The organism is Paracoccus sp. Arc7-R13, from assembly GCF_004010775.1.
Lineage (GTDB): Bacteria > Pseudomonadota > Alphaproteobacteria > Rhodobacterales > Rhodobacteraceae > Paracoccus > Paracoccus marcusii.
This window is the reverse complement of sequence record NZ_CP034810.1, coordinates 3,209,424-3,231,929: the sequence shown is the minus strand read 5'-3', so window position 1 is coordinate 3,231,929 and position 22,506 is coordinate 3,209,424. Positions and strand designations below refer to the sequence as shown.

At 67.2% G+C, this 22,506-nt stretch carries 25 protein-coding genes and 2 pseudogenes; 11 read left to right on the top strand and 16 right to left on the bottom strand.

The window, feature by feature from the left end; all coding sequences use genetic code 11:
- Positions 1–101: 101 nt before the first annotated feature.
- A pseudogene (locus tag EOJ32_RS20715) lies at positions 102–224 on the bottom strand (glutathione S-transferase N-terminal domain-containing protein); the annotation flags it as partial.
- 182 nt (positions 225–406) lie between these two features.
- On the opposite strand from EOJ32_RS20715, the gene EOJ32_RS16085 reads away from it, so the two are divergent.
- Positions 407–1,345, top strand: coding sequence for a LysR family transcriptional regulator (locus EOJ32_RS16085; RefSeq protein ID WP_127899220.1), 939 nt, complete (start codon positions 407–409; stop codon positions 1,343–1,345).
- Positions 1,346–1,369: 24 nt separating this feature from the next.
- On the opposite strand, the gene EOJ32_RS16080 is transcribed toward EOJ32_RS16085, so the two are convergent.
- Together EOJ32_RS16080 and EOJ32_RS16075 are read right to left on the bottom strand one after the other, a co-directional pair.
- Entirely contained in the window at positions 1,370–2,038 is a 669-nt protein-coding gene (locus EOJ32_RS16080; RefSeq protein WP_127899219.1) for a cyclopropane-fatty-acyl-phospholipid synthase family protein, read from the bottom strand.
- Positions 2,035–3,432, bottom strand: a complete 1,398-nt coding sequence (locus tag EOJ32_RS16075; protein ID WP_240542455.1) for an MFS transporter — start codon at positions 3,430–3,432, stop codon at positions 2,035–2,037. Before EOJ32_RS16075 ends, EOJ32_RS16080 begins: the two co-directional genes overlap by 4 nt.
- 91 nt (positions 3,433–3,523) lie before the next feature.
- Between EOJ32_RS16075 and EOJ32_RS16070 the strand changes: the two genes are divergently transcribed.
- A complete protein-coding gene (locus tag EOJ32_RS16070; protein ID WP_127899217.1) occupies positions 3,524–3,970 on the top strand; it encodes an Rrf2 family transcriptional regulator in 447 nt (148 codons plus the stop codon).
- Between the two features lie 18 nt (positions 3,971–3,988).
- Here the strand turns inward: EOJ32_RS16070 and EOJ32_RS16065 are convergent, their stop codons facing one another.
- From EOJ32_RS16065 to EOJ32_RS16045, 5 genes are all read right to left on the bottom strand, one after another.
- Entirely contained in the window at positions 3,989–4,723 is a 735-nt protein-coding gene (locus EOJ32_RS16065) for an amino acid ABC transporter ATP-binding protein (protein ID WP_127899216.1), read from the bottom strand.
- Positions 4,720–5,388: an amino acid ABC transporter permease gene (locus EOJ32_RS20450; protein ID WP_240542454.1), complete on the bottom strand. Its 669-nt coding sequence runs from the start codon at positions 5,386–5,388 to the stop codon at positions 4,720–4,722. The genes EOJ32_RS16065 and EOJ32_RS20450 overlap by 4 nt, the downstream gene beginning before the upstream one ends.
- A gap of 411 nt (positions 5,389–5,799) precedes the next feature.
- Entirely contained in the window at positions 5,800–6,891 is a 1,092-nt protein-coding gene (locus tag EOJ32_RS16055; RefSeq protein ID WP_240542453.1) for an amino acid ABC transporter permease, read from the bottom strand.
- Positions 6,888–7,895: an amino acid ABC transporter substrate-binding protein gene (locus tag EOJ32_RS16050; protein WP_127899215.1), complete on the bottom strand. Its 1,008-nt coding sequence runs from the start codon at positions 7,893–7,895 to the stop codon at positions 6,888–6,890. Before EOJ32_RS16050 ends, EOJ32_RS16055 begins: the two co-directional genes overlap by 4 nt.
- Positions 7,896–7,922: 27 nt before the next feature.
- Positions 7,923–9,080: a PLP-dependent aspartate aminotransferase family protein gene (locus EOJ32_RS16045; RefSeq protein ID WP_127899214.1), complete on the bottom strand. Its 1,158-nt coding sequence runs from the start codon at positions 9,078–9,080 to the stop codon at positions 7,923–7,925.
- A 95-nt stretch (positions 9,081–9,175) separates the two neighbouring features.
- Here EOJ32_RS16045 and EOJ32_RS16040 point away from each other — a divergent pair, with 95 nt between their 5' ends.
- Entirely contained in the window at positions 9,176–10,081 is a 906-nt protein-coding gene (locus tag EOJ32_RS16040) for a LysR substrate-binding domain-containing protein (protein ID WP_127899213.1), read from the top strand.
- Positions 10,082–10,099: 18 nt separating this feature from the next.
- Here the strand turns inward: EOJ32_RS16040 and EOJ32_RS16035 are convergent, their stop codons facing one another.
- A complete protein-coding gene (locus EOJ32_RS16035) occupies positions 10,100–10,930 on the bottom strand; it encodes an NAD(P)H-binding protein (RefSeq protein ID WP_127899212.1) in 831 nt (276 codons plus the stop codon).
- Entirely contained in the window at positions 10,927–11,358 is a 432-nt protein-coding gene (locus EOJ32_RS16030; RefSeq protein WP_127899211.1) for a nuclear transport factor 2 family protein, read from the bottom strand. Before EOJ32_RS16030 ends, EOJ32_RS16035 begins: the two co-directional genes overlap by 4 nt.
- Positions 11,359–11,450: 92 nt before the next feature.
- On the opposite strand from EOJ32_RS16030, the gene EOJ32_RS16025 reads away from it, so the two are divergent.
- Complete coding sequence (locus EOJ32_RS16025; RefSeq protein ID WP_127899210.1) at positions 11,451–12,041, top strand: TetR-like C-terminal domain-containing protein; 591 nt, start codon at positions 11,451–11,453, stop codon at positions 12,039–12,041.
- A 139-nt stretch (positions 12,042–12,180) separates the two neighbouring features.
- Here the strand turns inward: EOJ32_RS16025 and EOJ32_RS16020 are convergent, their stop codons facing one another.
- Together EOJ32_RS16020 and EOJ32_RS16015 are read right to left on the bottom strand one after the other, a co-directional pair.
- Positions 12,181–12,516 carry an Atu4866 domain-containing protein gene (locus tag EOJ32_RS16020; protein WP_164871456.1) on the bottom strand — a complete coding sequence of 112 codons (336 nt, stop codon included), beginning with the start codon at positions 12,514–12,516 and terminating at the stop codon, positions 12,181–12,183.
- Positions 12,517–12,595: 79 nt separating this feature from the next.
- A complete protein-coding gene (locus EOJ32_RS16015) occupies positions 12,596–13,315 on the bottom strand; it encodes an SDR family oxidoreductase (RefSeq protein WP_127899208.1) in 720 nt (239 codons plus the stop codon).
- A 100-nt stretch (positions 13,316–13,415) separates the two neighbouring features.
- On the opposite strand from EOJ32_RS16015, the gene EOJ32_RS16010 reads away from it, so the two are divergent.
- Positions 13,416–14,294, top strand: a complete 879-nt coding sequence (locus tag EOJ32_RS16010; RefSeq protein WP_127899207.1) for a LysR family transcriptional regulator — start codon at positions 13,416–13,418, stop codon at positions 14,292–14,294.
- A 20-nt stretch (positions 14,295–14,314) separates the two neighbouring features.
- Here the strand turns inward: EOJ32_RS16010 and EOJ32_RS16005 are convergent, their stop codons facing one another.
- From EOJ32_RS16005 to EOJ32_RS15995, 3 genes are read right to left on the bottom strand one after another with little or no spacing between them, the layout of a single operon-like run.
- On the bottom strand, positions 14,315–15,760 hold the full coding sequence (locus EOJ32_RS16005; protein WP_205963159.1) for a carotenoid oxygenase family protein: 1,446 nt from the start codon (positions 15,758–15,760) through the stop codon (positions 14,315–14,317).
- A complete protein-coding gene (locus EOJ32_RS16000) occupies positions 15,760–16,179 on the bottom strand; it encodes a DUF6220 domain-containing protein (RefSeq protein ID WP_127899206.1) in 420 nt (139 codons plus the stop codon). The genes EOJ32_RS16005 and EOJ32_RS16000 overlap by 1 nt, the downstream gene beginning before the upstream one ends.
- Before the next feature lie 3 nt (positions 16,180–16,182).
- Positions 16,183–16,749: an NAD(P)H-dependent oxidoreductase gene (locus tag EOJ32_RS15995; protein WP_127899205.1), complete on the bottom strand. Its 567-nt coding sequence runs from the start codon at positions 16,747–16,749 to the stop codon at positions 16,183–16,185.
- A gap of 647 nt (positions 16,750–17,396) precedes the next feature.
- Between EOJ32_RS15995 and aztA the strand changes: the two genes are divergently transcribed.
- The 4 genes from aztA to EOJ32_RS15975 are packed head-to-tail and all read left to right on the top strand — an operon-like array spanning position 17,397 to position 21,140.
- Positions 17,397–18,077, top strand: a complete 681-nt coding sequence (gene aztA / locus EOJ32_RS15990) for a zinc ABC transporter ATP-binding protein AztA (protein WP_127899204.1) — start codon at positions 17,397–17,399, stop codon at positions 18,075–18,077.
- A complete protein-coding gene (gene aztB / locus EOJ32_RS15985) occupies positions 18,077–18,943 on the top strand; it encodes a zinc ABC transporter permease AztB (RefSeq protein ID WP_127899203.1) in 867 nt (288 codons plus the stop codon). Before aztA ends, aztB begins: the two co-directional genes overlap by 1 nt.
- Positions 18,944–18,963: 20 nt before the next feature.
- A complete protein-coding gene (gene aztC, locus EOJ32_RS15980) occupies positions 18,964–19,875 on the top strand; it encodes a zinc ABC transporter substrate-binding protein AztC (RefSeq protein WP_127899202.1) in 912 nt (303 codons plus the stop codon).
- 26 nt (positions 19,876–19,901) lie between these two features.
- Positions 19,902–21,140 carry a metallochaperone AztD gene (locus tag EOJ32_RS15975; RefSeq protein WP_127899201.1) on the top strand — a complete coding sequence of 413 codons (1,239 nt, stop codon included), beginning with the start codon at positions 19,902–19,904 and terminating at the stop codon, positions 21,138–21,140.
- A 19-nt stretch (positions 21,141–21,159) separates the two neighbouring features.
- On the opposite strand, the gene EOJ32_RS15970 is transcribed toward EOJ32_RS15975, so the two are convergent.
- Entirely contained in the window at positions 21,160–21,396 is a 237-nt protein-coding gene (locus EOJ32_RS15970; protein WP_127899200.1) for a hypothetical protein, read from the bottom strand.
- A gap of 122 nt (positions 21,397–21,518) precedes the next feature.
- Here EOJ32_RS15970 and EOJ32_RS15965 point away from each other — a divergent pair, with 122 nt between their 5' ends.
- Both EOJ32_RS15965 and EOJ32_RS20710 read left to right on the top strand, forming a co-directional pair.
- Positions 21,519–21,755 (top strand): hypothetical protein, encoded by a 237-nt coding sequence (locus tag EOJ32_RS15965; RefSeq protein ID WP_127899199.1) that lies wholly within the window; start codon positions 21,519–21,521, stop codon positions 21,753–21,755.
- Positions 21,752–22,506: pseudogene (locus tag EOJ32_RS20710) on the top strand (SDR family NAD(P)-dependent oxidoreductase). The gene EOJ32_RS15965 and the pseudogene EOJ32_RS20710 overlap by 4 nt, the downstream one beginning before the upstream one ends.

Genomic DNA, 22,506 nt, shown 5'->3' with positions numbered 1-22,506 from the left:
TCTGCCGCCTCCACCGGATTGCGGCCCTGCCAGGCCGAGGCCGCACCATGGCGCGCCGCCAGATAGACCAGGATCGCGTTCGAATCCGACAGCGTCACGCCGTCATCCTCGATGGCCGGAACCTGGCCCAGGGGGCTGATGGCCAGGTAATCCGGCGCCTTGTGCGCCCCTGCGGCCATGTCCAGGTCCACTGTCCGGTAGGGCAGGCCCAGCAGGGACAGCATCAGTTCCACCCGATGGCAATGCCCGGATTTCGGATGGCGATAGAGAATGACCGGGCTGCGCGTTGCGTCATCTGTCATCTGTCTTGCTCCTTCTGTGTCGAGGGCAAGATAGGGCTATGCAGAAACCGAATTAATATGCTTTTCTGGTATTGCGCTGTTTCTTTATCTGAAAGAATGACGCCATGGACAGGCTGCTATCCCTGCGGGTCTTCGTCGCGGTTGCCGATGCCGGCAGCTTTTCCGGGGGCGCCCGGTCCCTGGGGATCAGCGCGCCCTCGGCCACGCGGGGCGTCGCCGAGCTCGAGGCCGCGACCGGCGCGCGCCTGTTCATCCGCACCACCAGGCAATTGCGCCTGACCGAGCCCGGGCGCGCCTATCTCGAGGAGGTGCGCGACATCCTGCGGCAATTGCAGGCCGCCGACGATGCGGTCTCGGGCGCGGCGGCGCAGCCCGTCGGCACGCTGCGCATCACCTGTCCGCAGGAATTCGGGCGGCTGCATCTTGCCCCGCTGGTCACCGATTTCCTTGAAGCGCATGACGGCATCAGCGCCGAGCTGGTCATGCTGGACCGCGTGGTCAATCTGGTCGAGGAGGGGTTCGACCTTGCGCTGCGCATCGGGCCGCTGGCGTCGTCGGAACTGACGGCCGTCAAGCTGGGCGCGGTGCGGCGGGTGATCTGCGGCGCGCCCGGATATATCGAGGCGCGGGGCCTGCCGTCCGTCCCCTCCGACCTGGCGGGGCACCGGCTGATCGGTGCGCGAACGGATGCAGCACCCTTGGAATGGCGGTTCGGCGCGGACGAGACCACGGCGCTGAGGATCACGCCGCGCCTGACGATGAACAGCGTCGCGGCCTCGCTGGACCTTGCTCGCAGGGGCTGGGGCCTGACGCGGGCGCTGAGCTATCAGATCGTGTCCGATGTCGCGCAGGATCGCCTGCGCATCCTGCTTGCGCCCTTCGAGCCGAGGCCGCTCCCGGTTCATATGGTCCATGTCGAAGGCCGCCGTGCCGCAGGCAAGGTCCGGGCCTTCCTCGATTTCGCCGCCCCCCGGCTGCGTCGGGTCCTGACCGGCGACGATCCGGGAACCGCCGCCATCTCGCCCGGACGGTCCGGGCCCTGAGTCCGGCTCGCGCCCAAGCATCTGTCACGCGCTGCGGCAGAGCGACCCTGTCTCCTCGACCGGTCGCCGTCGGATCAGGACCAGGTTGTCCTCCAGCATCGCCTCGGCTCCGTCGGGGCCGCGTCCGGGGCGCGTGACGATCCGGGCCTCCAGCACCTCCAGCCCGGGCGCGGGGGCGCCGATGGCGGCCAGGTCTTCGGCCAGTGTCGGGAAGATGGTCGAGGGCGTGGCCTCGGGGCTCCAGGGCGGCGGGGCCGCATGCGAGAGGACCAGCAGATGACCGCCCGGCCGCAACCGCGCGGCGGCCTGCGCCAGGATCGCGGCCCGCGCCAGGGCGACGGGCGATTGCAGATAAAGCGCGGTGATCAGGTCGAAGGCGCCCTGCGGAAAGGCCGCGGACAGGTCGCAGCGCTCGAATTGCGCGCGGTGTTCCAGCCCCTCATCGGCCGCGCGGGTGCGCGCGCGGGCGATGGCGGTGTCCGAGATGTCGCAGCCCCGCGCCTGCCAGCCCTGCCGGGCCAGCCAGATCACGTCGTCGCCATGCGAGGCGCCAAGGTCCAGCGAAAGGCCCGGCGTCAGATCCGCCGCGATCCGCTGAAGCGCCGCGGTGGCGCGGCCGTTAGATGATGTGCGCCTGGTCAGGTAGAATGCCTCCCAGAAGGTCGCGGGGTCCTGCTGCGGATCGGCTCTCATGCCTCTGCCTCTCGTTTGGGGAATACCTGTCCGCGCAGCAGGGCCAGCGCCAGCAGCGCCGCGGCGCCGGTCGTGCCGATCTGCAGCCACATCATCGCCGCGGCGGCCTCCAGCTCCGGTCGCGTCGCCAAGGCCCCGCCATAGACCGCAAGGCTCAGCGCGATCGAGGCGGCCATGCCGACCTGCTGCATCGTCTGGATCGCCCCGGCCCCTGCGCCGGACAGCGCCCGTGGCAGGCCCGACATGCCCAGCTGCATCACCGACGTGACGGTCAGCCCCATCGCCGCCCCCGCCGCCAGCATCCCGGCCCGAAGCGGCCAGAGCCGCGCGGGGCTGAGCCCTGGCAGGACCGCCTGGATCAGCAGGAAGCTGGCGCAGAGCAGCGCGACGCCAAGCGCCACGCGCGCCAGCGGTCGTAGCGGCAGGCGGCCGGCCAGCCATGACCCCGCCATCACGCCTGCCGGAAAGCCCGCTGTCACCAGCCCCGTCTGCAGCGGCCCGAGACCTGCCCCGGCCTGCAGCGCCAGCGACAGGACCACGAAGACGCCCGGCGCGGCCGAGACGGCCAGCAGCAGGAAGACCAGGCTCCAGCGGAAGCCCGGCACGCGCAGCAGCGCCTGCGGGATCAGCGCCGCGGGTCCGGCCCGCGCCGTCAGCCGCGCGAAGAGGGCGGCGCAGGGCAGGGCCGCCGCCAGCAGAAGAAACACGGGCAGCGGCCAGCCGAAGGCGGGGCCGAGCGAGAGCGGCGCGACAAGGCACAGGATGAGGGCGGCGAAGGCGGCGATCTGGGCCGGGCGTCCGGTATCGCCTGTGCCGGTCCGGTCCGGGGCCAGTCGCCGGGCGGCAAGGCTCATCACGGCCAGCGCCAGCGCGGCCTCGGCTAGGAGGATCGCGCGCCAGCCCAGCCAACACGGCGCGGCCGCCAGCAGCACGCCCGCCAAGAGCGGCCCGCAGACCGCCGCAAAGGAGGCGGTCATCGCCAGTCGCGCAAAGGCCCCGGACTGCGCCGCAGGCGCAAAGAGCCGCGGGATCATCGCCAGCGCCTGCGGCGCAAGCGCCGCCGCGCCCGCACCCTGCAGCATCCGCGCGCCGGCCAGGGGCAGAGGCCCCGGCGCGACGGCCACCAGAAGCGCCCCCGCCAGGAACAGCGCACCGCCGATCAGAAAGACGCGCCGCCGCCCGAAGCGGTCCCCGGCCCGCCCCGCCGGCAGCAGCAGCATCGCCACGACCAGCGGGTAGGCTCCGGCGACCAGCGCCAGCGTCCTGGTGCCCAGAGCCAGATCCGCGCCGATCCCCGGCATCGCGATCGCCATCATCGGCACGTCGGCGATGGTCATGGCCATGCCGATCAGCAGCGGCGTGAAGCCGCGCAGGGCGGCGGAGGAATTGGTCATGTCAGGCGACTCATGTAACTGCATAAGTATCTTTATAGCATGATCCGTCCCGGTCATGTAATCCGTAAAGTTACACGAAGGGAGAACCCGGATGCGCCAAGATACCCGCCTGTCCCGCCTGCTGCATGTCCTGCTGCACATGGCGCAGACCGAGGCGCCGATGACGTCGCAGCACATCGCCGAGATGCTGGGCTCGAATGCGGTGGTGGTGCGGCGCATCATGGCCGGGCTGCGCGACGGCGGCTATGTCGAGGCCGAGCGCGGCCATGGCGGCGGCTGGCGGATCGCCCGGCGCATGGACGAGATCACGGTGCTGGACGTCTATCACTCGCTCGGCTCGCCGGACCTCTTTGCCTTCGGCTTCTCGAATCCGCGCCCGTCCTGCCTAGTCGAGCGGTCGGTGAACGCCACCATCGCGGATGCGATCGACGCCGCCACGGCCGCGATCCTTGACCGGTTCGGAGCGCTACCCCTGTCGCTGATCGAGGCCGAGATGCGCGACAGGCATGGATGCACGCTGCCTGCGCATCGCTCGTGAAGGGCTGCGCGCCGGGGGTCAGTGGACGATCTGGCGCAGGAATTCCTGCGTGCGCGGGTTGACGGGGCTGTCGAAGAACCGGTCCGGCGGGGCCGTCTCGACCACTTGTCCCTCCGCCATGAAGATCACCCGGTCGGTGACCCGGCGAGCAAAGCCCATCTCATGCGTGACCACGACCATGGTCATCCCGTCCTCGGCCAGCTGGATCATCGTGTCCAGCACCTCGCCGATCATCTCGGGATCAAGGGCGCTGGTCGGCTCATCGAACAGCATGATGCGGGGTGCCATGCACAGCGCGCGGGCGATGGCCACGCGCTGCTGCTGACCGCCCGACAGCTGGCCCGGATATTTGTCGGCCTGTTCGGGGATGCGCACGCGCCGAAGATAATGGCGGGCCTGCTCGACCGCCGTCGCGCGTGGCGTCCGGCGTGCCAAGATTTGAGGCAAGGCGCAGTTCTCGAGCACCGTCAGATGGGGGAACAGGTTGAAGTGCTGGAACACCATCCCGACCTCGCGGCGCACGGCGTCGAGATTCTTCAGGTCGTCGTCGAGGGTCGTGCCGCCCACCGCGATCCGGCCTAACTGATGCTCTTCCAGCCGGTTGAGGCAGCGGATCAGGGTTGATTTGCCGGACCCCGAAGGGCCGCAGATGACGATCCGTTCGCCCGCAGCCACGGTCAGGTCCACGTCGCGCAGGGCGTGATAGGCCCCATACCACTTGTTGAGGCCGGTGACGGTGATCGCGTGGGTCATGCGTGGCTCCTTGCCTTGACGCCGCGCTCGAGCCAGCGGGCGTAGATCGAGATGGAAAAGCAGATCGCGAGGTAGATCGCAGCGACGAAGAGGTAGGTCTCGGTGAAGGGCGCGGGCCAAGCGGGATCGCCCGCTGCGGCGCGGCCCGCACCCAGCATGTCGAAGACGCCCACGATCATCACCAGGGAGGTGTTCTTGACCATGACGATGGCGGTGTTCGTCAGCGGGGGGATAACCTTCTGGATCGCCTGCGGCATGATGACGTGCCAGATCATCTTCCAATATGGGATGCCGAGCGCGCGTGCCGCTTCGGCCTGTCCAGGCCCAAGGCCCTGAAGGCCGCCGCGCAGGACCTCGGCCAGATAGGCTGCAGCAAAGATCGTCAGGGCCGCGACGGTGCGGCCCAGCTTGTCGATGGTCCAGCCCGCGGGCAGCAGCAGCGGCAGAAGGATCGCAGCGACGAAGAGAAGGCCAACCAGCGGCAAACCACGCACCAGTTCGATCACGCTGACTGAGATGGCCTTAACGATCGGCAGGTCTGACTGACGTCCGAGCGCCAGCAGGACAGCCATCGGAAAGCCCAGCCCAAGCGACAGGACCGCAAGCAGCAGCGTGACCGGCAGGCCGCCCCATTTGGCGGTCTCGACCCGCACCAGCCCCAGCACCCCCCCCCTGCATCAGCAGCAGCATGACCCCGATCGCCGTGGCCCATAGCAGCAGCAAGCGTGCATTCCACAGCCGGGGCGAGAGTGAGGCCAGGACCATCGCAACAATCAGGGCGATGACCAGAACCGGGCGCCATTGCTGATCGGGGGGATAGATGCCGAACAGGATCAGCCGCGCCTTGTCGTGCAGATAGGCCCAGCAGGCGCCGCCCGCGCGGCAGGCGTTTGGCGCGTCAGGGCTGCTCCAGACGGCGTCCAGGAGGGCCCAGTTCAGGGGCGGCAGCATCAGCGCGATCAGCGCGACAGCCCCGATCGTGATGGCGGCAGAGAGCGCGTCGCCGAACAGCATGCCGGACAGGGGGCGGTGAACGGGGGGCGGTGCGGGGCGGGGGGCGATGACGACGTGCTCCATCAGCGCGTCACGATCGCCATGCGGGCATTATACCAGTTCATCAGAAGCGACACCGACAAGGAGATGGTCAGAAAGACCCCCAGCATGATCACCAGGCTTTCGATGGCCTGCCCGGTCTGGTTGACGACCGTGTTCACGACCAGACCCAGCTCTGGGTAGCCGACGGCAAGCGCCAGGGTCGTGTTCTTGACCGTGGACAGGTATTGCGAGGTCAGGGGCGGGATGATGATGCGCAGCGCCTGCGGCAGGATGATCTGGCGCAGCGTGACGCGGTCGGTCAGGCCGAGGGCCCGGCCGGCCTCCCACTGGCCGCGCGCGACGGCGTCGATCCCGCCCCGGATGATCTCGCCGATGAAGGCGGCGGTGTAGAGGACGAGGCCCAGCATCAGCGCCGTGAATTCGGGCGAGAGGCGCGTGCCTCCGGCAAAGCTGAAGCCGCGCTGCTCGGGGATGTCCGGCGGGCCGCCGAACAGCGCGACGCCTGCGGCGAAGACGGCCGCAGCCCCAAGCCAGCGCAGGCGCGGCAGCAGACGAAAGGCGAGGACGGCCGCCGTCAGGGCCAGCAGCAGGGTCAGGATCGGCAGGCTGGGGATGAAGATCCCGCGTTGGCTTAGAAAGACGCCCGGCAGGGGCTGCCAGGCCTCGCGCGGGGCAGGAAAGGCTGTCGTGGCCAGCGCATACCAGAACAGCAATTGCACGATCAGCGGCAGGTTGCGCATCACCGCGACATAGCCGCCGGCCAGCCCGCGCAGCAGCGGGTGGTCCGACCGCCCGGCGAGACCCACGCCCAGACCCAGGATCGTCGCCCCGACGATCGCCAGCAGCGAGATCCACAGCGTGTTGGTCAGCCCGACCAGATAGGCCCAGAGAAAGCTGTCCTGCGGCGTGTAGGGCAGCAGGCTTTCCGAAATGGGAAAGCGAGCGCTGCGGTCCAGGAAGTTGAAGCCGACGCGGATGCCGCGCGCCTGCAGGTTCTGGACGGTGTTGTTGCCTATCCAGAGGATGAACCCAATGACCGCCAGGACAAGGGCGACCTGGATCAGGCCGCCCCGCACCCGCGCATCGTGCCAGAAGCGCGAGACTGCGATCACTGGAAGGTCAGCGGGAACATCAGCCCGCCGTCCCTGTAAAGGGCATTGGCGCCCCGCTCGAGTTGCAGCGGGCTGTCCATGCCCAGATTGCGCTCGAACATCTCGCCGTAATTGCCCAGTTCGCTAATGATGTTGGCGGCGAAGTCGTCGGCCAGCCCAAGCGCCGCGCCATTGCCGCTTTCGGTGCCAAGAAAGCGCCGGATGCGGGCATCGTCGCTATCCGCAAAGCTGTCGATGTTCTCGGAGGTGATGCCCAGCAGTTCGGCTGTCTTCAGGGCCTCGATCGACCAGGTGACGATGTCCATCCATTGATCGTCACCATGCCGCACGGCGGGCGTCAGGGCGTCCATGTAGGGGGTCGCGGGGAAGATGACGTAATCGTCCGGATTGTCCGACTGCGTCGCGCGGACCGAGGCCAGCGCCGCCGCATCGGTGATCAGCGCATCGCAGCGCCCCGAGAAGAAGGCCTGCCGCGTGGCCGAAGTGTTGTCGAAGACGACCGGCTCCAAATCGAGGCCCAGATTGGCCGAAACGTCGGCCACCACGACCTCGGTGGTCGATCCGGTTTGCACGCAGACGGCGGCGCCGTCCATGTCCTCGACGCGGGTGATCCCAAGCTCGGCCGGGACCATGAAGCCGGTGTATTCGTAGTAGGTCGGAGTGGTGAAGTTGATGCCGTTGCCGTCGCGCTGCAGCGTCCATGTCAGGGTGCGGGGCAGGATGTCGATCTCTCCGGTCTGTAGCGCGGGAATGCGCTGCTGGCCCGACAGAGGGACGAAATCGACGGCGTCCTTGTCGCCCAGCACCGCGACGGCGACCGCCCGGCAGATCTCAACGTCAAGACCGCGCCAGTAGCCGTCGCTGTCCGGTGCACCGAAGCCGACGGTGCCCTGGCTTGCCCCACAGATGAGGCGGCCGCGTTGCTGAACCGTCTCCAGCGTGCTGGCATAGCCGGTCGTGGCTAGCGCCGACATGGTCAGGGCGGCGAGTGTCAGTGTCTTCATGAAAACCTCTCTGTTGGCTGGGGGCGTTCAGGCGCCCTTTTTGTTCGTGAGAATGTCGAAGAAGGCAGCTAGATCGGCCGATAGGTCGGCAGGATCTTCCAGCCCGATCTGCAGCCGCAGGATCGTCTTGTCGTTGCGCGGATGGGGATTGTCCCGCGTGATGGTCATTGGGGCCATCAGGCTGCGCGTGCCGCCCCAGCTAGCCCCGATGGCAAAGACGCGCAGCGCGTTCAGCGCCTCGTCGAGCCGCGTCGCGTCATCCAGAACCACGCTGAAGACGCCGCTGGAACCGGTGAAGTCGCGCGCCCAGAGGGCATGGCCCGGGCTGCCGGGCAGGGCGGGGTGCAGGACCTCGCCGATATCGCGGGTGGAAAGGTCACGCGCGATATCCAGCGCGATGCGACCCTGATGGGCCATGCGGACGGCCATTGTCTCGATCCCGCGCAGGGCCAGCGCGACGGCGTCGGCCGGCACGCCCAGGCCCAGCATCCGCATCTGGTCCCGCAGGGCCCGGTGCAGGGCGGCGTTGGCGACCGAGACCGATCCCATCAGCAGATCGGAATGCCCGCCGACATATTTCGTCAGGGCCTGCATCGAGAAATCGACCCCATAGGCCAGCGGCTTGAACAGCAGGGGCGTCGCCCAGGTGTTGTCGATGCCGGTCAGGATGCCGTGCTTCTTGGCCAGCGCCACGATGGCGGGGACGTCCTGCACCTCCATCGTGGTCGAACCGGGCGATTCCATCCAGATCAGCCTGACGCTATCGTTGATCTGCGCCTCAAGGTCGGCGGCATCAGGGCGATAGATGCGGTGGTTGATGCCCAGGGGCGCAAGGAAGTTGCGGCAGAAGCCCATGACGGGCGGATAGGCGCTGTCCGGGACCAGCACCGTGTCGCCGGGCCGAAGCGTCGCGAGAAAGCAGACCGCGATGGCGGTCTGGCCCGAGGGCAGCAGGACGGAGTGCTGCGCTCCCTCCAGCCGGCTCAGCTGCGCTTCGAGGACGCGGTTCGTGGGCGTGCCGTGAAGGCCGTAGGAATAGCCGTCGAGGCTGCGCTGCCCCCGGCTGGCATAGGCGGCGGCGTCCTGGAACACGATGGTCGACGCGCGATGCGTCGGAACGGTCAGGCTGGCATAGCCCTCTTCGCACACGGCGGGATGGATGGGGCAAAGGGTGGCGTCGCGCATCGGAAAGTCCTGATTTGGTGATGATCAAGACAAACCCGAAACGGGATGTTAAACAACTGATGGGACGGCATGGGTCTATGCGCTGAGGTAATGGGATGAATTTTCGTCAGCTGGAGGCGTTTCATACGGTGATGATCTCGGGCTCGACCGTCCGGGCCGCCGAACTTCTGCAGGTGACACAGCCCGCAATCAGCCGCAGCATCGCCGACCTCGAGGCGTCGCTGCGCTTTGCCCTGTTCGACCGGGTGCGCGGGCGTCTTGTGCCGACGCCCGAGGGGCAGCTGTTCTTCCGCGAGGTCAGCGAAAGCTATCGCGGCCTTGATCGCCTGCGCTCGGCGGCGGCCTCGATCCGCGAATACGGCTCTGGCGTCATCCGGATCGGCACGCTCTCGGCGCTGGCCCTGACGCTGATGCCGCGCGCGGTCCAGCAGTTCCGGCTGGTTCATCCGAAGGTGCCGATCACCTTGCAGGTCGCGGGGTCTGCCGCGATCCGCAACATGGTGGCCGAGGGCCAGCTTGACTTGGGTCTCGCCGCCGACGAAATCGACCGCTCGGGCGTCGACGCGCAGGTCTTCGCCAGCTTCGCGGGGGTCATCGCGATGCCAGCCGATCACCGCCTGACGCGGCTGCCCGCTGTAACGCCGGGCGACCTTTCCGGTGTGCCGCTGATCGGCCTCACGCCCGAGGACCGGGCGCGCCACCGCTTCGACGCTGCCCTGATGCAGGCGGGCGTGACGCCCGACTATATCATCGAGACGCCCAATTCCTCGACCATCTGCGCGCTGGCGCTGTCGGGCGATGCGGTGGGCCTGGTGAACCCCCTGGCGACCGAGGGCTTCGTCGAGAGGGGGCTGATCCTGCGCCCGTTCCCCCCCAGGATCGCCTTCAAGAGCCTGCTCCTGTTCCGCCCCGACAACCAGCGCGCCAAGCTGGTCCAGAGCTTCACCAAGGGCCTGTTCGACCTGCGCAATTCCATCACGATCCCGGAAAGCGAGGCGTGAGAGGCTGTCGGCCGCCCCTCAGGTCCAGCCTGCGGCGGCCTTTGAGGCAAAGGTGCGGAACGGGGCCGGGGGCCGGCCGGTCATCCGTTCGACGCCGTCCGTCGTCGCGTCCGCGGCCCCGGCCGCGATGGCCTGGTCCAGATCCGTGAGCGTCCGGGCATAGCCCGCCGGCAGCCCTTGGGCGACGAAGCGCGCGGTCAGCGCCGCGGGCTCCAGCGAGACATGGCGCACCGGCCGGCCAAGCGCCGCCGGGATGAGGGCGGCCGTGTCGTCATAGCTCAGCGCCTCCGGCCCGGTCAGCACCACGTCGGCGTTGAGGGGCGCCGGCGCGACCAGGCAAGCCGCAGCCGAGGCCGCGATGTCTTCGGCGTCGATGAATCCGACCCGCCCGGTGCCCGTGGCCGAATAGATCACCCCCTCGTCCCGGATCGTTGCGGCATGCGGCCCTTCCGAAAAGTTCTGCATGAACCACGAGGGGCGCAGCACGGCCCATTCCGGCGCGTTCCGGGCCAGCCAGGCATGGACCTGCCCCATCATCGGCCCCCCGGCCTCGAGGAGCGACGCACTAAGCAGCACGAAGCGCCGCACGCCGCGCCGCATCGCCGCCTCGAGAATGGGCTCCATGACGGCCAGATGGTCGGTGCGGTCGGTCGGCGCCACGAGATAGGCCGCCTCGCATCCGTCAAAGGCCGCGGCCGAGCCCGGGGCCGACCAATCGAACAGCCGGTCCTGCGGCCCGGACGGCCGGCGCGTGCCGAGGACGACGTCGACCCCGTGCGCAGCGAGATGCGCGGCGACGCGCCGACCGGTTTTGCCCCGGCCGCCGGTGATCAGGACGTGCGCCGTCATGCCGCCGCCTCCGCGAAGGCGGCCTCGGGGCCGCCCAGGGCCGTCAGCACGGCCAGCGGGTTCCAATAGTCGCGATAGCGCGCGATGCGCCCGTCCCGCAGCGTGACCACCGAGATGTAATCCTGATTGTAGGGCGCCCCCGTGCGCGTGCCCGTCCCGCGGCACGTGAACTCGAAGATCACGGTGTCGCCGTCGGCATGGACGCTGCCGAGCCGCATCGGACCAAAGCTGAGAAGCGGGCCGAGCCGTGCCAGATGCGCCTCCAGCGCCGCCCGGCCGTCCAGCCGCCGCGGCAGCCCGTCGGGCGCATAGGGGAACTCGAAGACGACGTCCTCGGTGAAGAATTCGGACAGGTTGTCCGCGGGGGTCAGGCGGCGGCCAATCGCCGCGCGCAGAAGATCGGCGAAGCTGTCGAACTTGTCGCTCATGTCGAAACCTCTTATGGTCGGAACGGTAACGTATCGACCATATAGGATGGCTAACGTTGGAACGCAACCGTTCCGTCCAAAAGGCCAAGCGGATGCCCTCAGGCGCGGCCGTGCCGAGCCTCGCTCTGACCGAGGCGCTTTACCGCGCGTTCTTCCAGGAATGGGCCGAGCGCGGCTTTGCGGCCATCAGCCTCGAGCGGGTGGCAGCGCGGGCCGGGGCCGGGAAGGCGGCGATCTACCGCCGGTTTTCGTCGCATCATGACTTCGCCGCCGCTGCGGTTTCGACGCTTGGGGTGCAGATCGCCATGCCCGAGGATCGCGGCAGCCTACGGGCCGATGTCCTGGCCTTTCTGATCCGCCTGCGGGCCGTGCTGCGTCATCCGCTGATCCGCCGCATCCTGCCCGACCTTCACGCCGAGGCCGCCCGGTCGCCGGCGATGCGGGACCTGAACGACAGGGTGGCCAGATCGCGCCGGAACCTCGCCCAGGTTCTGCTGGACCGCGCGATCGCCCGGGGCGAGCTGCCCGGCGATCTGGATCGCGATCTCGCATTGGACCTGCTGCCCGCGCCGCTTTACTGGCGGATGGTGGTTCTGGGGATCACGCCGACGCGGACCCAGTTGGCAGCCGAGGCGGATGCGATTGTCGCGGCCCTGACCGCTGCCGGTCGCCACCAGGAATAATGTCGGGAAGGTTTCCGTCCTTGAACTTTCAAGCACATCTTGCGGTTTGATCACGGCATCATGTGCAGGCCCGTCTTGCTGGACGCGGTCGGGGCGATCCCGGCCGCGTCCGGTCGGCGCGGTGGCTTCGTCTTGCGGATCATCGCTGGCGAAAGAAGATCATTCCGGCGTGATGCAGCTCATCGTCGCTGACGAACGTGCCTCCTGCCTCGAAACCGGTATCGTCCCAGTAATGGATCCGGTTGCCGGTGATCTCGTAGCGGCCCTGATAGGCGCTTTGTCGCGTGCCGCGGGACTCGTCGTATCGGCCATTCGCCAGAAGCTCTTGGCGGATGCGTCCGTCGGCGGTGACCCACATGCCGATATAGGGATGTTGCTGCATGTCTGTCTTCTCTGTTCTGTTCGGGATTTCTGCCGCCCGCGTCGCGGGCGATGCCTCGAGCGCGGAAAGGAGTGTGAGCACCAGGGCGATCATCTGCGGGGCTCCTGCGGCTTGCGGGACATCCGGCCCTGCCATGGGGCGGGGCGCGGCCTCTGCGCGATGAGGGGCATGGTCATGTCGCCCCAGTGGGCCGGATGGTGATTTCGGACGTGTCCACGCTGTCGGGCGCCTCGATCAGGTGGCGCACCGCGCGGGCGATGTCCGCCGGTTTCAGCGCGATGGCGCGGTATGTGTCCATGAAGGCGCGCGTCTCGGCATGAGTGATTGTCGAGGCCAGCTCGCTTTCCACGACGCCCGGATTGACGCAGGTCACGCGGATCGTGCTGCTTTCCTGACGCAGCCCGTCCGATATTGCCCGCACCGCGAACTTCGTTGCGCAGTAGACAGCCGCCGTTGGCACCGATTGCAGCGCCCCGATCGAGCCGATGTTGATGATCTGGCCGTGACCCTGCGCCTCCATCGTGGGCAGCACCGCGCCGATGCCCCACAGCACGCCCTTGATGTTCACCTCGATCATCCGGTCCCATTCCTCGAACTTGCAGGCCGCAAGGGGCGACAGGGGCATGATCCCGGCATTGTTGATCAGCACGTCGATCCGTCCCCAAAGCGCAAGCGCACGCTGCGCAAAGGCCTGCATGTCCGCCCGGTCGGTGACATCGAGCACCGCAGTCTTGACCACGGCGTCCCTGGCACGCAGTTCGTCGGCCAGCGCCTCCAGCCGGTCGGTTCGCCTTGCGCCCAGCAGAACCTTGGCGCCAGCCCCGGCCAGCGCGCGGGCCAGCCCCTCGCCGATGCCGCTTGATGCGCCGGTGATCAGAATGACCTTGTCCATCCTTTGCCTCCTTTGGTTTGTGTGTCCCTTCAGGATGGACGCATCGGATCTGTTTCGGTATCATGCAGATGATGGACGCGGTGGTAAGCAAATCTGAACAATGAACCTAAACCTGCTGCCGCTTCTTCTGGCCGTCGCCGAAGAGCGGAACTTCACCGCTGCTGCTGACCGGTTGGGGATCGCACGCTCGGCCGTCAGCCAAGGCGTGCGCCGTCTGGAGGACATGCTCGGCCAGCAGCTTGTGGCGCGCACGACGCGCTCCGTCAGGCTGACCGAGGCCGGAGAGCGGCTGGTCGAGGGCCTTCGGGGTCCGATGGCATCGGTGATGACCGCGCTCGAGATGCGGGACGATGTGGCGCGCGGGCGGTTGCGCTTGGCCGTGACCTCGATCGCCGAGGAATTCCTGTCGGGCCCCTTGCTGACGCGCTTTGCCGAGGCCTGCCCCGAGGTGATCCTGGACGTGACCGTCACGGACGAGGAATTCGACATCGTCGCCCATGGCTTTGATGCCGGGGTCCGGCTGGGCGAGGTGATCGAACAGGACATGATCGCCGTGCCGATCGGCGGCGCGCAGCGCGAGACGGCCGTTGCCACGCCCCGCTATCTGGACGGCCGCAGCACGCCGCAGCATCCGCGCGATCTCCTGTCGCATCGCTGCATCGGCTGGCGGCCCAAGCCGGACACGGCGCCGTGGCGTTGGGAATTCGTCGAGAACGGACAGCCCTTCGACGTCGCGGTCGAGCCGCAGGTGACGACGAATGACCTGCGCCTGATGATCCGCATGGCGCTGGCCGACGGTGGCATCACCTTCGGCCCGTGGGAGTGCTTCAGGCCGCATGTCGAGAGCGGCGCGTTGGTGCCGCTACTCGAACCGTATCTGCCGCCCTTTCCAGGCTTCCTGCTGTATTACCCGCAGCGTCAGCACATCGCCCCCAAGCTGCGCGCGCTTGTGGATCATGTGCGCCGCTGGCGGGGTTGATCAGTGCCCGGAGCGCCTTTTCAAAGCGCGCTGTCGTCGATCCACGATCCGTGAACGCCGGCAGGGGTCCAGACCGGGATCTCGACACTGGCGACGGGCTTGCGGATGTCGCGCGCATCGAGGATCCACAATTCGCCGATATTGGCGCGCAGGTCGGTGACAAAGCTGAGCAGCCATCCGTCATCCTCGGCCTGGCCCTCGGGATCGGGCACGAAGCAAGGCTCGCCCGCATAGACGCCCTCGGGCAGGACCAGCCGGTCCACGCGGTCGCTGTGCATGTCGTATTTCACCAGCCCGCAGGTCTGCTGCCCCGGCCCCGGAAAGGACACCGCGTAGGCATAGCGGTTCGCGTGGCCCGTGAAGGCATCGTTGATCTTGGGGAACTCGATCGTCGTCTCGTCCTTGATCTCGGACCGGGCGGTGCGTGCGGCAAGGTCGATTGTCCAACGCGAGCGTCGGCTGCCCTGAACCGGCAGCGATCCGTGACCCGATACGCCCTCAATGAAGGCCGAGGCGGCCGACCAACTGGCTTTGTCGAAATGCGGGCATTCAACGGTGATCGTGCTGTCCGCATTTTCCCATGCATTCGTGAAATGCAGCACATAATAGGGATCGACGTCGATCCAGATGATGTCGCCCTTGGACCGATCGCGCGTCAGAATGCCGATCCGGCCAGGATAGCGGTCGTTCCACGTATAGGGGAAATGTAGCCCGCTGCCCAGATCGAGCGTCACGTTGGGGTCGAACCAGATGACATAATTCTCGGTGATCGCGAAGTCGTGGATCACCGAGCCGGCCGGCCCCTCGATCACCTCTGAGTGAGTTAGCCGCCCGTTCGCATCCGCGACATGATAGGTCAGGAAGGGCGGCAGCGGCGAATTCCCGAAGAACAGCAATTCGCCCGTCCGGGGATCGACACGCGGATGCGCGGTCATCATCGTCTCGAGCGCGCCGTTGAAATCATGGACGCCCAGGGTCTCCAGTTCAGGGGTGACCTCAAAGGGCAGATTGACTTCCTGCAGGGCCAGGATGCGGCCCGCATGGGCGATCACGCTGGTCGCGGCGGCGCTGGCGGTCAGGTCCATCGAACCGTCCTCGCGAAACAGCGGTGCGCCTTCCAGAGCGGGGGTCCGGATCCAGCGGTTGCGATACCATTCGGCGCGGCCGCCCGCGATGCGCAGCCCATGGATCATGCCGGCGCCATAGAACCAGGCACCCGGGTTCTCTCCGTTCTGCGGGTTGTGGCCGTTCCGGAAATACCGCCCCGACAGCGCCTTGGGGATCGCCCCGCGCACCGGCAGGTCGAAGGCCGTCGTTTCGTTGTCCACGGGGCGGAAATGGCCGGACAGAAAGCTGAGCGTCCCAGCCCCGTCGGCCATCGAACGGAACGTCGTCATCGAGCTTGCGACAGTCGCGGCGGCAAGTCCGCTTGCCATGCGCAGCAGCTGGCGTCTGGAAAGGGTCATCACTGGTCTCCGTTGAAGTGATGGTTCTGGGCGCGCCGCCGCTCGACCTTGGCCAGCTGGACAAGGCTGGCGGCCAGCAGCAGCGAGGCGTTGAACGGGTGAAAGGCCAAGGGCAGCGGCTGGGCGTCGGCGGCCAGGGCCAGTTGCACCCCGTAAAGGACAAGGATCACCCCGGCCCACCAGCCAAAGCCCCGCAGATGCCGGACCCACAATGCCCCGGCCAGCATCGCCAGCACGGGAACGGCCAGCAGGCCGCCGACGGTGCCGTGCAGGCCCCAGAGCCCGGCATCCTGAAACAGCGCCCCTCCGGCCAGCAGGAATTGCAGGAACAGCCCCACTGGAAGCATCCAAGCCGACAGGGTGAACCAGACGGGTGTGCCGCGATGCGGATCGCGAAGCGTGTCATGCTGCCTGATCATGGCTCAGACCCCGGCCGGGGTGGTGGCGCTAATCCAGCGTTCCAGCGCCGTGGCATAATCGGCGGCGGCGGCCTCGCGCTCGGCCGGCGTCAGCCGGTCGGCTTCGTAGAGGAAGAACGGCGCGTCCATGACCAGTCCGCAACGGTTGGCCGTGGCCCAGAGCGGCGCCAGAAGATCCGTGAGCGGCATCAGGTTCGCGCCGCCTGGGCGATAGGCGCTGGCCTTGTTGCCCGCCGTCACGGCCAGCATCAGCGGCTTGCCGCGAAGATGCCGTCCCTCTTCTTCGGGGACAAGATAGACCATCCGCGTCAGAATCGCGTCCTGCCACGCCTTCAGCAGGGGCGGCGTCGAATACCACTGCAGCGGGAATTGCAGCACGATCCGGTCGGCGGCCATCAGCATCGCGGCCTGCGCGTCGGCATCGGGAAACGAGACCCCGCCATCGGTGCGCGTCGCCGTCATATCGATGACGGTCACGCCATTCACCGTCCCGGCGGCACTGGCTAAAGCGGCATTCGCGTGGGATCGGCTTAGGTCAGGGTGGAAGACAAGAACAAGGGTCTGGGTCATGGCTGCCTCGGCATAGGGAACTGGCGTGACCATGATACGCTGCGATAAATCAATCCAATCGATTAACGATATGACAGGTTATCGACTGGACGAATGATTGGCACGGCCGACGACTATCTGTTCGGCGCGTCAGGACAATGGCCGGGGCTTGGGACGTCTGCGCGCTGCAGTGCCCCGGTCGGCAGAGCGGGGATACCGGCCGGGCTCACATGCCCATGGGCAAGGCCCTGCATCCCAGTTTCGCAATGATGAAAGCCTTCTCAACCCGATAGTTACTGCTCTGAATACCCGATGAGATTGGGGCTGCAGCAGCGACGAAGAGGCGGTGGACGTAAGGATCGCGGTTATCGATGGTGACGCTGTTCCACGACAAGTTCCGGCGCACCGATCGGCCGAGCTTGTCACGCGCAGTGGCCGAGGGCCACACGGCATCAAGGCAACCTTGGATGAAAACATTGTGCTAGTTCGTCGACGACTAACATCGCTGCTACGCTTCACCCCCTTGCACATCATAAAAAAGTTATACTATTACATATCAAAATCACAGGACGCCCGTCGTGCCGCCTTACCCATCATCTTCGGCCAGCTCCGCCGTCGCACTTCACGACCTGACGGCCGGATAAGGTAGCCACGCCGCCATCCACCACATGACGGGGGATTTCGCGCCCGGGTCGCTGACGGCGATCGTCGGGCCGAACGGATCGGGCAAGTCGACGCTCCTTAAGACCATCGCAGGGCTGCTGGGCCCGATGGGCGGGCGGTGCAGCACAAGGCGGCAGGCGCTGGCCTATCTGCCGCAGATCTCCGAGCTGGACCGGGCCTTCCCGGCGCGGGTGCGCGATCTTGTGGCGCTTGGCCTGTGGCAGCGGCGCGGCCTTCTGGGCCGCCACCGGACCGAGGACCGCGCGCGGGTCACGGACGCCCTGGCCCAGGTCGGGCTGGAGGGGTTTCGGAACCGTCCGCTGGACATCCTCTCCGGCGGGCAGTTGCAGCGGACGTTGTTCGCGCGGGTGCTGGTTCAGGATGCGGCCCTGATCCTGCGGGACGAGCCGTTCAACGCCATCGACGACAGGACCATCCGCGACCTGACCGCACTGATTGGACGCTGGCATGCCGAGGGGCGGACCGTGCTGACCGTCGCCCATGACCTGGCGCTGGTGCGCGCGCATTTCCCGCAGACGCTGCTTCTGGCCCGGCGTGCCGTGGCCTGGGGCCCGACCGCCGATGTCCTGACCGATGCCAACATCGCCCGCGCCCGCAGCTTTCAGGAGGCTTGGGACGAGACCGCCCCCTGGTGCGCGCCGACCGGCGCATGGCAGGCCGCGTGATGTGGGATCTGGCTGTCGCGCCCTTTGCCGAATTCACTTTCATGCAGCGCGCGCTGGCGGGGGCCCTGATGCTGTCGCTCTCGGCCTGCCCGGTGGGGGTCTTTCTGATGCTGCGTCGAATGAGCCTGACGGGCGATGCCATGGCACATGCGATCCTGCCGGGCGCGGCGGCGGGGTTCCTGATCTATGGGCTGCAGATCTGGCCCATGACGCTTGGCGGGCTGATCGCGGGCGCGGTGGTGGCCGTCGGCGCCGGCGCGGTGGCGCGGCTGACGGTCCAGCACGAAGATGCCTCGATGGCGGCCTTCTATCTCATCTCGCTGTCGGTCGGCGTGGTGATGGTGTCCCTGCGCGGCTCCAGCGTCGATCTGATGCATGTGCTGTTCGGCACCGTGCTTGCGCTGGACGATGCGGCGCTAGTGCTGATCGGGCTGGTGCTGGCGGTGACGGCGCTGTCCTTTGGCCTCTTGTGGCGGGCGCTGGTGGCGGAATGTCTTGATCCGCTGTTCCTGCGATCTGTGTCGGGGATCGGGACGGTGGTGCATTTCGGGTTTCTGTCGCTGGTCGTGCTGAACCTCGTGGCCTGGTTTCAGGCGCTTGGCACGCTGCTGGCGGTCGGGCTGATGATCCTGCCCGCAGCCGCCGCGCGCTTCTGGACCCAATCCGTGCGGGCGATGGTGGCGCTGGCCGTGGGGATCGGGGCGGCCTCATCAGCCTCGGGTTTGCTGCTGTCCTATCACCTCTCGCTGCCCTCAGGGCCGTCGATCACGCTGTCGGCCGGGGCTATCTATCTGCTGTCGGTGCTGGCTGGCCCGCGCGGCCTGCTGCTGCCGCGCCTGCCGCGGCGCAGCCACCGGACCGCCTGAACCAAGGAAAAGGAAGCCTCATGATCCTCCGCTCTGCCGCAGCCCTCGTGCTGACCGCCGCCGCTGCCCAAGCCGAGCCGCCGCAGGTCGTCGCGACCTTTTCGATCATCGGCGACATGGCCCGCCAGATCGGCGGCGAGCGTATCACACTGGAGGTGCTGGTCGGCCCCGACGCAGATGCCCATGTCTACGAGCCGCGCCCGCGCGACGCGATGGCGGTGGCCCGCGCGGATGTGGTGCTGACGAACGGGCTGGGTCTTGAAGGGTTCGTGGACCGCCTGATCGCCGCCAGCGGCACGGATGCCGCCATCGTCGCGCTGACCGACGCGGCCGAGGTGCTGGAGGACCCGGCGGGCGGGCACTATCACCATATCGGCGATCTGGCGATCTGGCATGCCGGTGCTCATGACCCCCATGCCTGGCAATCCGTGCCGAATCCCCGCGCCTATGTTGCGGTCATCGCCGATGCCTTCTGCAACGCTGATGCCGAGGGGTGCCCGGCCTACCGCGCCAATGCCGACGGCTATGCCAAGGACCTTGTCGCGCTGGACGCCGAGATCCGCGCGGTGGTCGATGCCCTGCCCCGGGACCGCCGCACCGTCGTCGTCTCCCATAACGCCTTCCGCTACTTTCAGGAGGAATACGGCATCGCCTTCCTGTCGCCCCAGGGCGTCAGCACCGATGCCGAGGCATCGGCCGCCGATGTCGCAGGCCTGATCCGCGAGATCCGCGACACCGATGCGCGCGCGATCTTTGCCGAGAACATCGCCGACACCCGGCTGCTGGACCGTATCGCGGCGGAAACCGGGCTGGCGCTGTCAGGCACGCTTTACTCCGACGCTTTGTCGGGCCCGGACGGTCCGGCCCCCGACTACCTCTCGATGATGCGCCACAACGCCCGGACCATCGCCGCGGCACTGGCCGCAGAATGACCCGTTCCAACCAAAGGAGAACGCCCATGTTCAGAACCTTCGCGGGCGCCAGCACGCTGGCCCTCATGCTGACAGGCGCCGCCGTGGCGCAGGACAGCCACGACCATGACCACGCCCATGACGGCGACGTGGCGCTTTATCGCCTCTTTGTCGGCGATCACGCGGAGGGCCGCGTCACCGCGATCGACCTCTCGGACCCCGAGAACCGCTGGAGCTTTCAGACGACCGGCCAGACCAAGCTGTTCCCCGTCGCCGGCGGCGCGGTCGTGGCCGCCGTGCAGTCCAACGATGACGCGGTGCATTTCTTCAACAGCGGCATCGCCTTCAAGGATCACGGCGATCACGCCGACATCTCGGTCACCGATCCTGAGGCGATCGAGACCACGCTGACCGGCCCGCGCCCCTTCCACCTGGTCGATCATGACGGCAAGATCGTCATCAACTACGACCGCGGCGGCTATGCCGAGGTTCTTGACAGCGCCGCCCTGGCCAGCGGCGAGATCGCGCCGCAGCGCTTCCCGCAGGCCCGCGCCCATCACGGCTTCGTCGCGCCGATGGGCGGGACCTGGCTCTCGACAGTGGCGTCGGACGAGGAGGTCACGGGCGACGCCTCGGTCCCCCGCCTCGGCCTGCAGGCCTTCGATGCCGAGGGCAGCGCCACCGGCGATCTGGCCACCTGCACCGCGATCCATGGCGAGGCGTTTTCGGGCGCTTATCTGGTCGCCGGTTGCCGCGAGGGCGTGCTGACCGCGACGGCCGCGGGCGACGGCGTCGAATACCGGATGCTGGAATACCCGGCCGATCTGCCGCAAGACGTAACCACCGGCACGATCCTCGGCTCGAACGCAATCCAGATGTTTCTTGGCAATCACGGCCCCGACGGGCTGGTGGTGATCGATCCGGTCGACGAGCCGCATTTCACGCGCATCGCGCTGCTCTTCCGCCGCGTCGACTTCGCGCTGGACCCGGTCAAACCGACGAACGCATTCGTGCTGACCGAGGACGGCAGCCTGCATCGCATCAACATGCTGTCGGCCGAGATCGAGCAATCCGCCCGCGTGACCGAGCCCTATTCGATGGACGGCCACTGGAACGATGCTCGCCCGCGCATCGCCATGGCCGGGGACGAGGTCGTGGTGACCGATCCGAACGCAGGGCTGGTGCGCCGCGTCAGCACGGCCGACCTGTCCGAGCTGGGCACGATCGAGGTCGAGGGCACGCCCTACAACATCGCCGTCGCCGGCGGCAGCGGCGTCGTTCACTGATGCCCCGGCACCCGGCCTGTCACAGGCCGGGTGCGTTACCCAGTGCCGCGGCAATATCGGCGGCGCTCACCTCGGCGGCGGGACGATGGATCACCATCACCCGCCGCATCAGGTCCATCCCCAGGATCGTGATCTGCGCCGCCGGCCCCTCGCCGGCTTGATCCTCGCAGGGGATCTCGGCCACGCTGACCAGCACCTGCGGGGCCAGCCCGGCCTCGGTCCGCACCAGCCGGCGCAGGCGCCCGAAATGCCACACGGCCGTCGCCTTGTCCCTGATCTGATTTGCAAGCTTCAGCCACACCTCCGGCCCTCAGCCAACCACCGATCGACAGGATGCCTGCCTGTCGTTGCGGCCGATCAATCGGCAGGATGACGGAGATGACCGAAGCGGTGGACATGCGCCTCGGCATCGCGGCGAACGAGGGTGAGGAAGCTGAGTATTGCACAATCCAGCCAAAGATGCGTGCAGCATCAAGCAATCACGGCCCGCCCCCTAGCAAGGTTTTTGTCCGAACTTTGGTGGACCAGGCAAAGTTTCCCGAGAAACAGGCAACAACCGCCGGTCACAATAGCTCATCTTCTTCCTATCCGCTGACAATAATGAGCAAGAAATGAGCAAGATCGCACTTATGACAGGCGCCGACCATGGCCTTGGCCAAAACACCGCGCTTTCCACGGTCCGCGGCGGTGGCGATGTCATTGTGGCCAACCGCAGCAACGCTGCGCAGGCCGAGGACGTCGTTGCGGAGATCAAGGCGATCGGTAGCGAAGCCGTAGCGATTATGCGGGACGTCTTAAAGCTGGCTAGGTTTTCGACGTTTGCCAGCAATTTTCAGTGCTCCCTAAGCGATGTTTGGAGCTGTGACAGCTTTGATCATCTAGTGAACAGAGCAGGACATGGCGAGTTCATGCCATTCGCCAGGACCACCGAGGCGCATTTCGACACGCTCCTCGACATGCATGTCAAAGGTGTCGACTTCCTGACGCAGGCCCTGCGGGCGCTTATCGATGATGGGGGCGGAACTTGAACATCTCATCCGGTCTCACGCGGTTTTCGGTCGAGGGTTTCTCCGCCTATGTCGCGGCCAAGGCGGCAATCGAGGTGCTGACGCGCAATTTGGCAAAAGACATTGGGCCTCGCGGCATCGCTGTGAACACGGTGGCGCCGGGCGCCATCGAGATTAATTTTAGCGGCGGCGTTGTGCGGGACAACGCAGAGGTTAACGACCTCGATGCCGGAATGACGGCCTTGGGCCGCGCGGGTGTCCCCGACGATATTGGCTCGATGGTTGCGAGCCTGCTTTCTGATAACAACCGGTGGGTCACGGGGCATAGGATCGAAGTCTCGGGCGGGCAGGCGATTTGA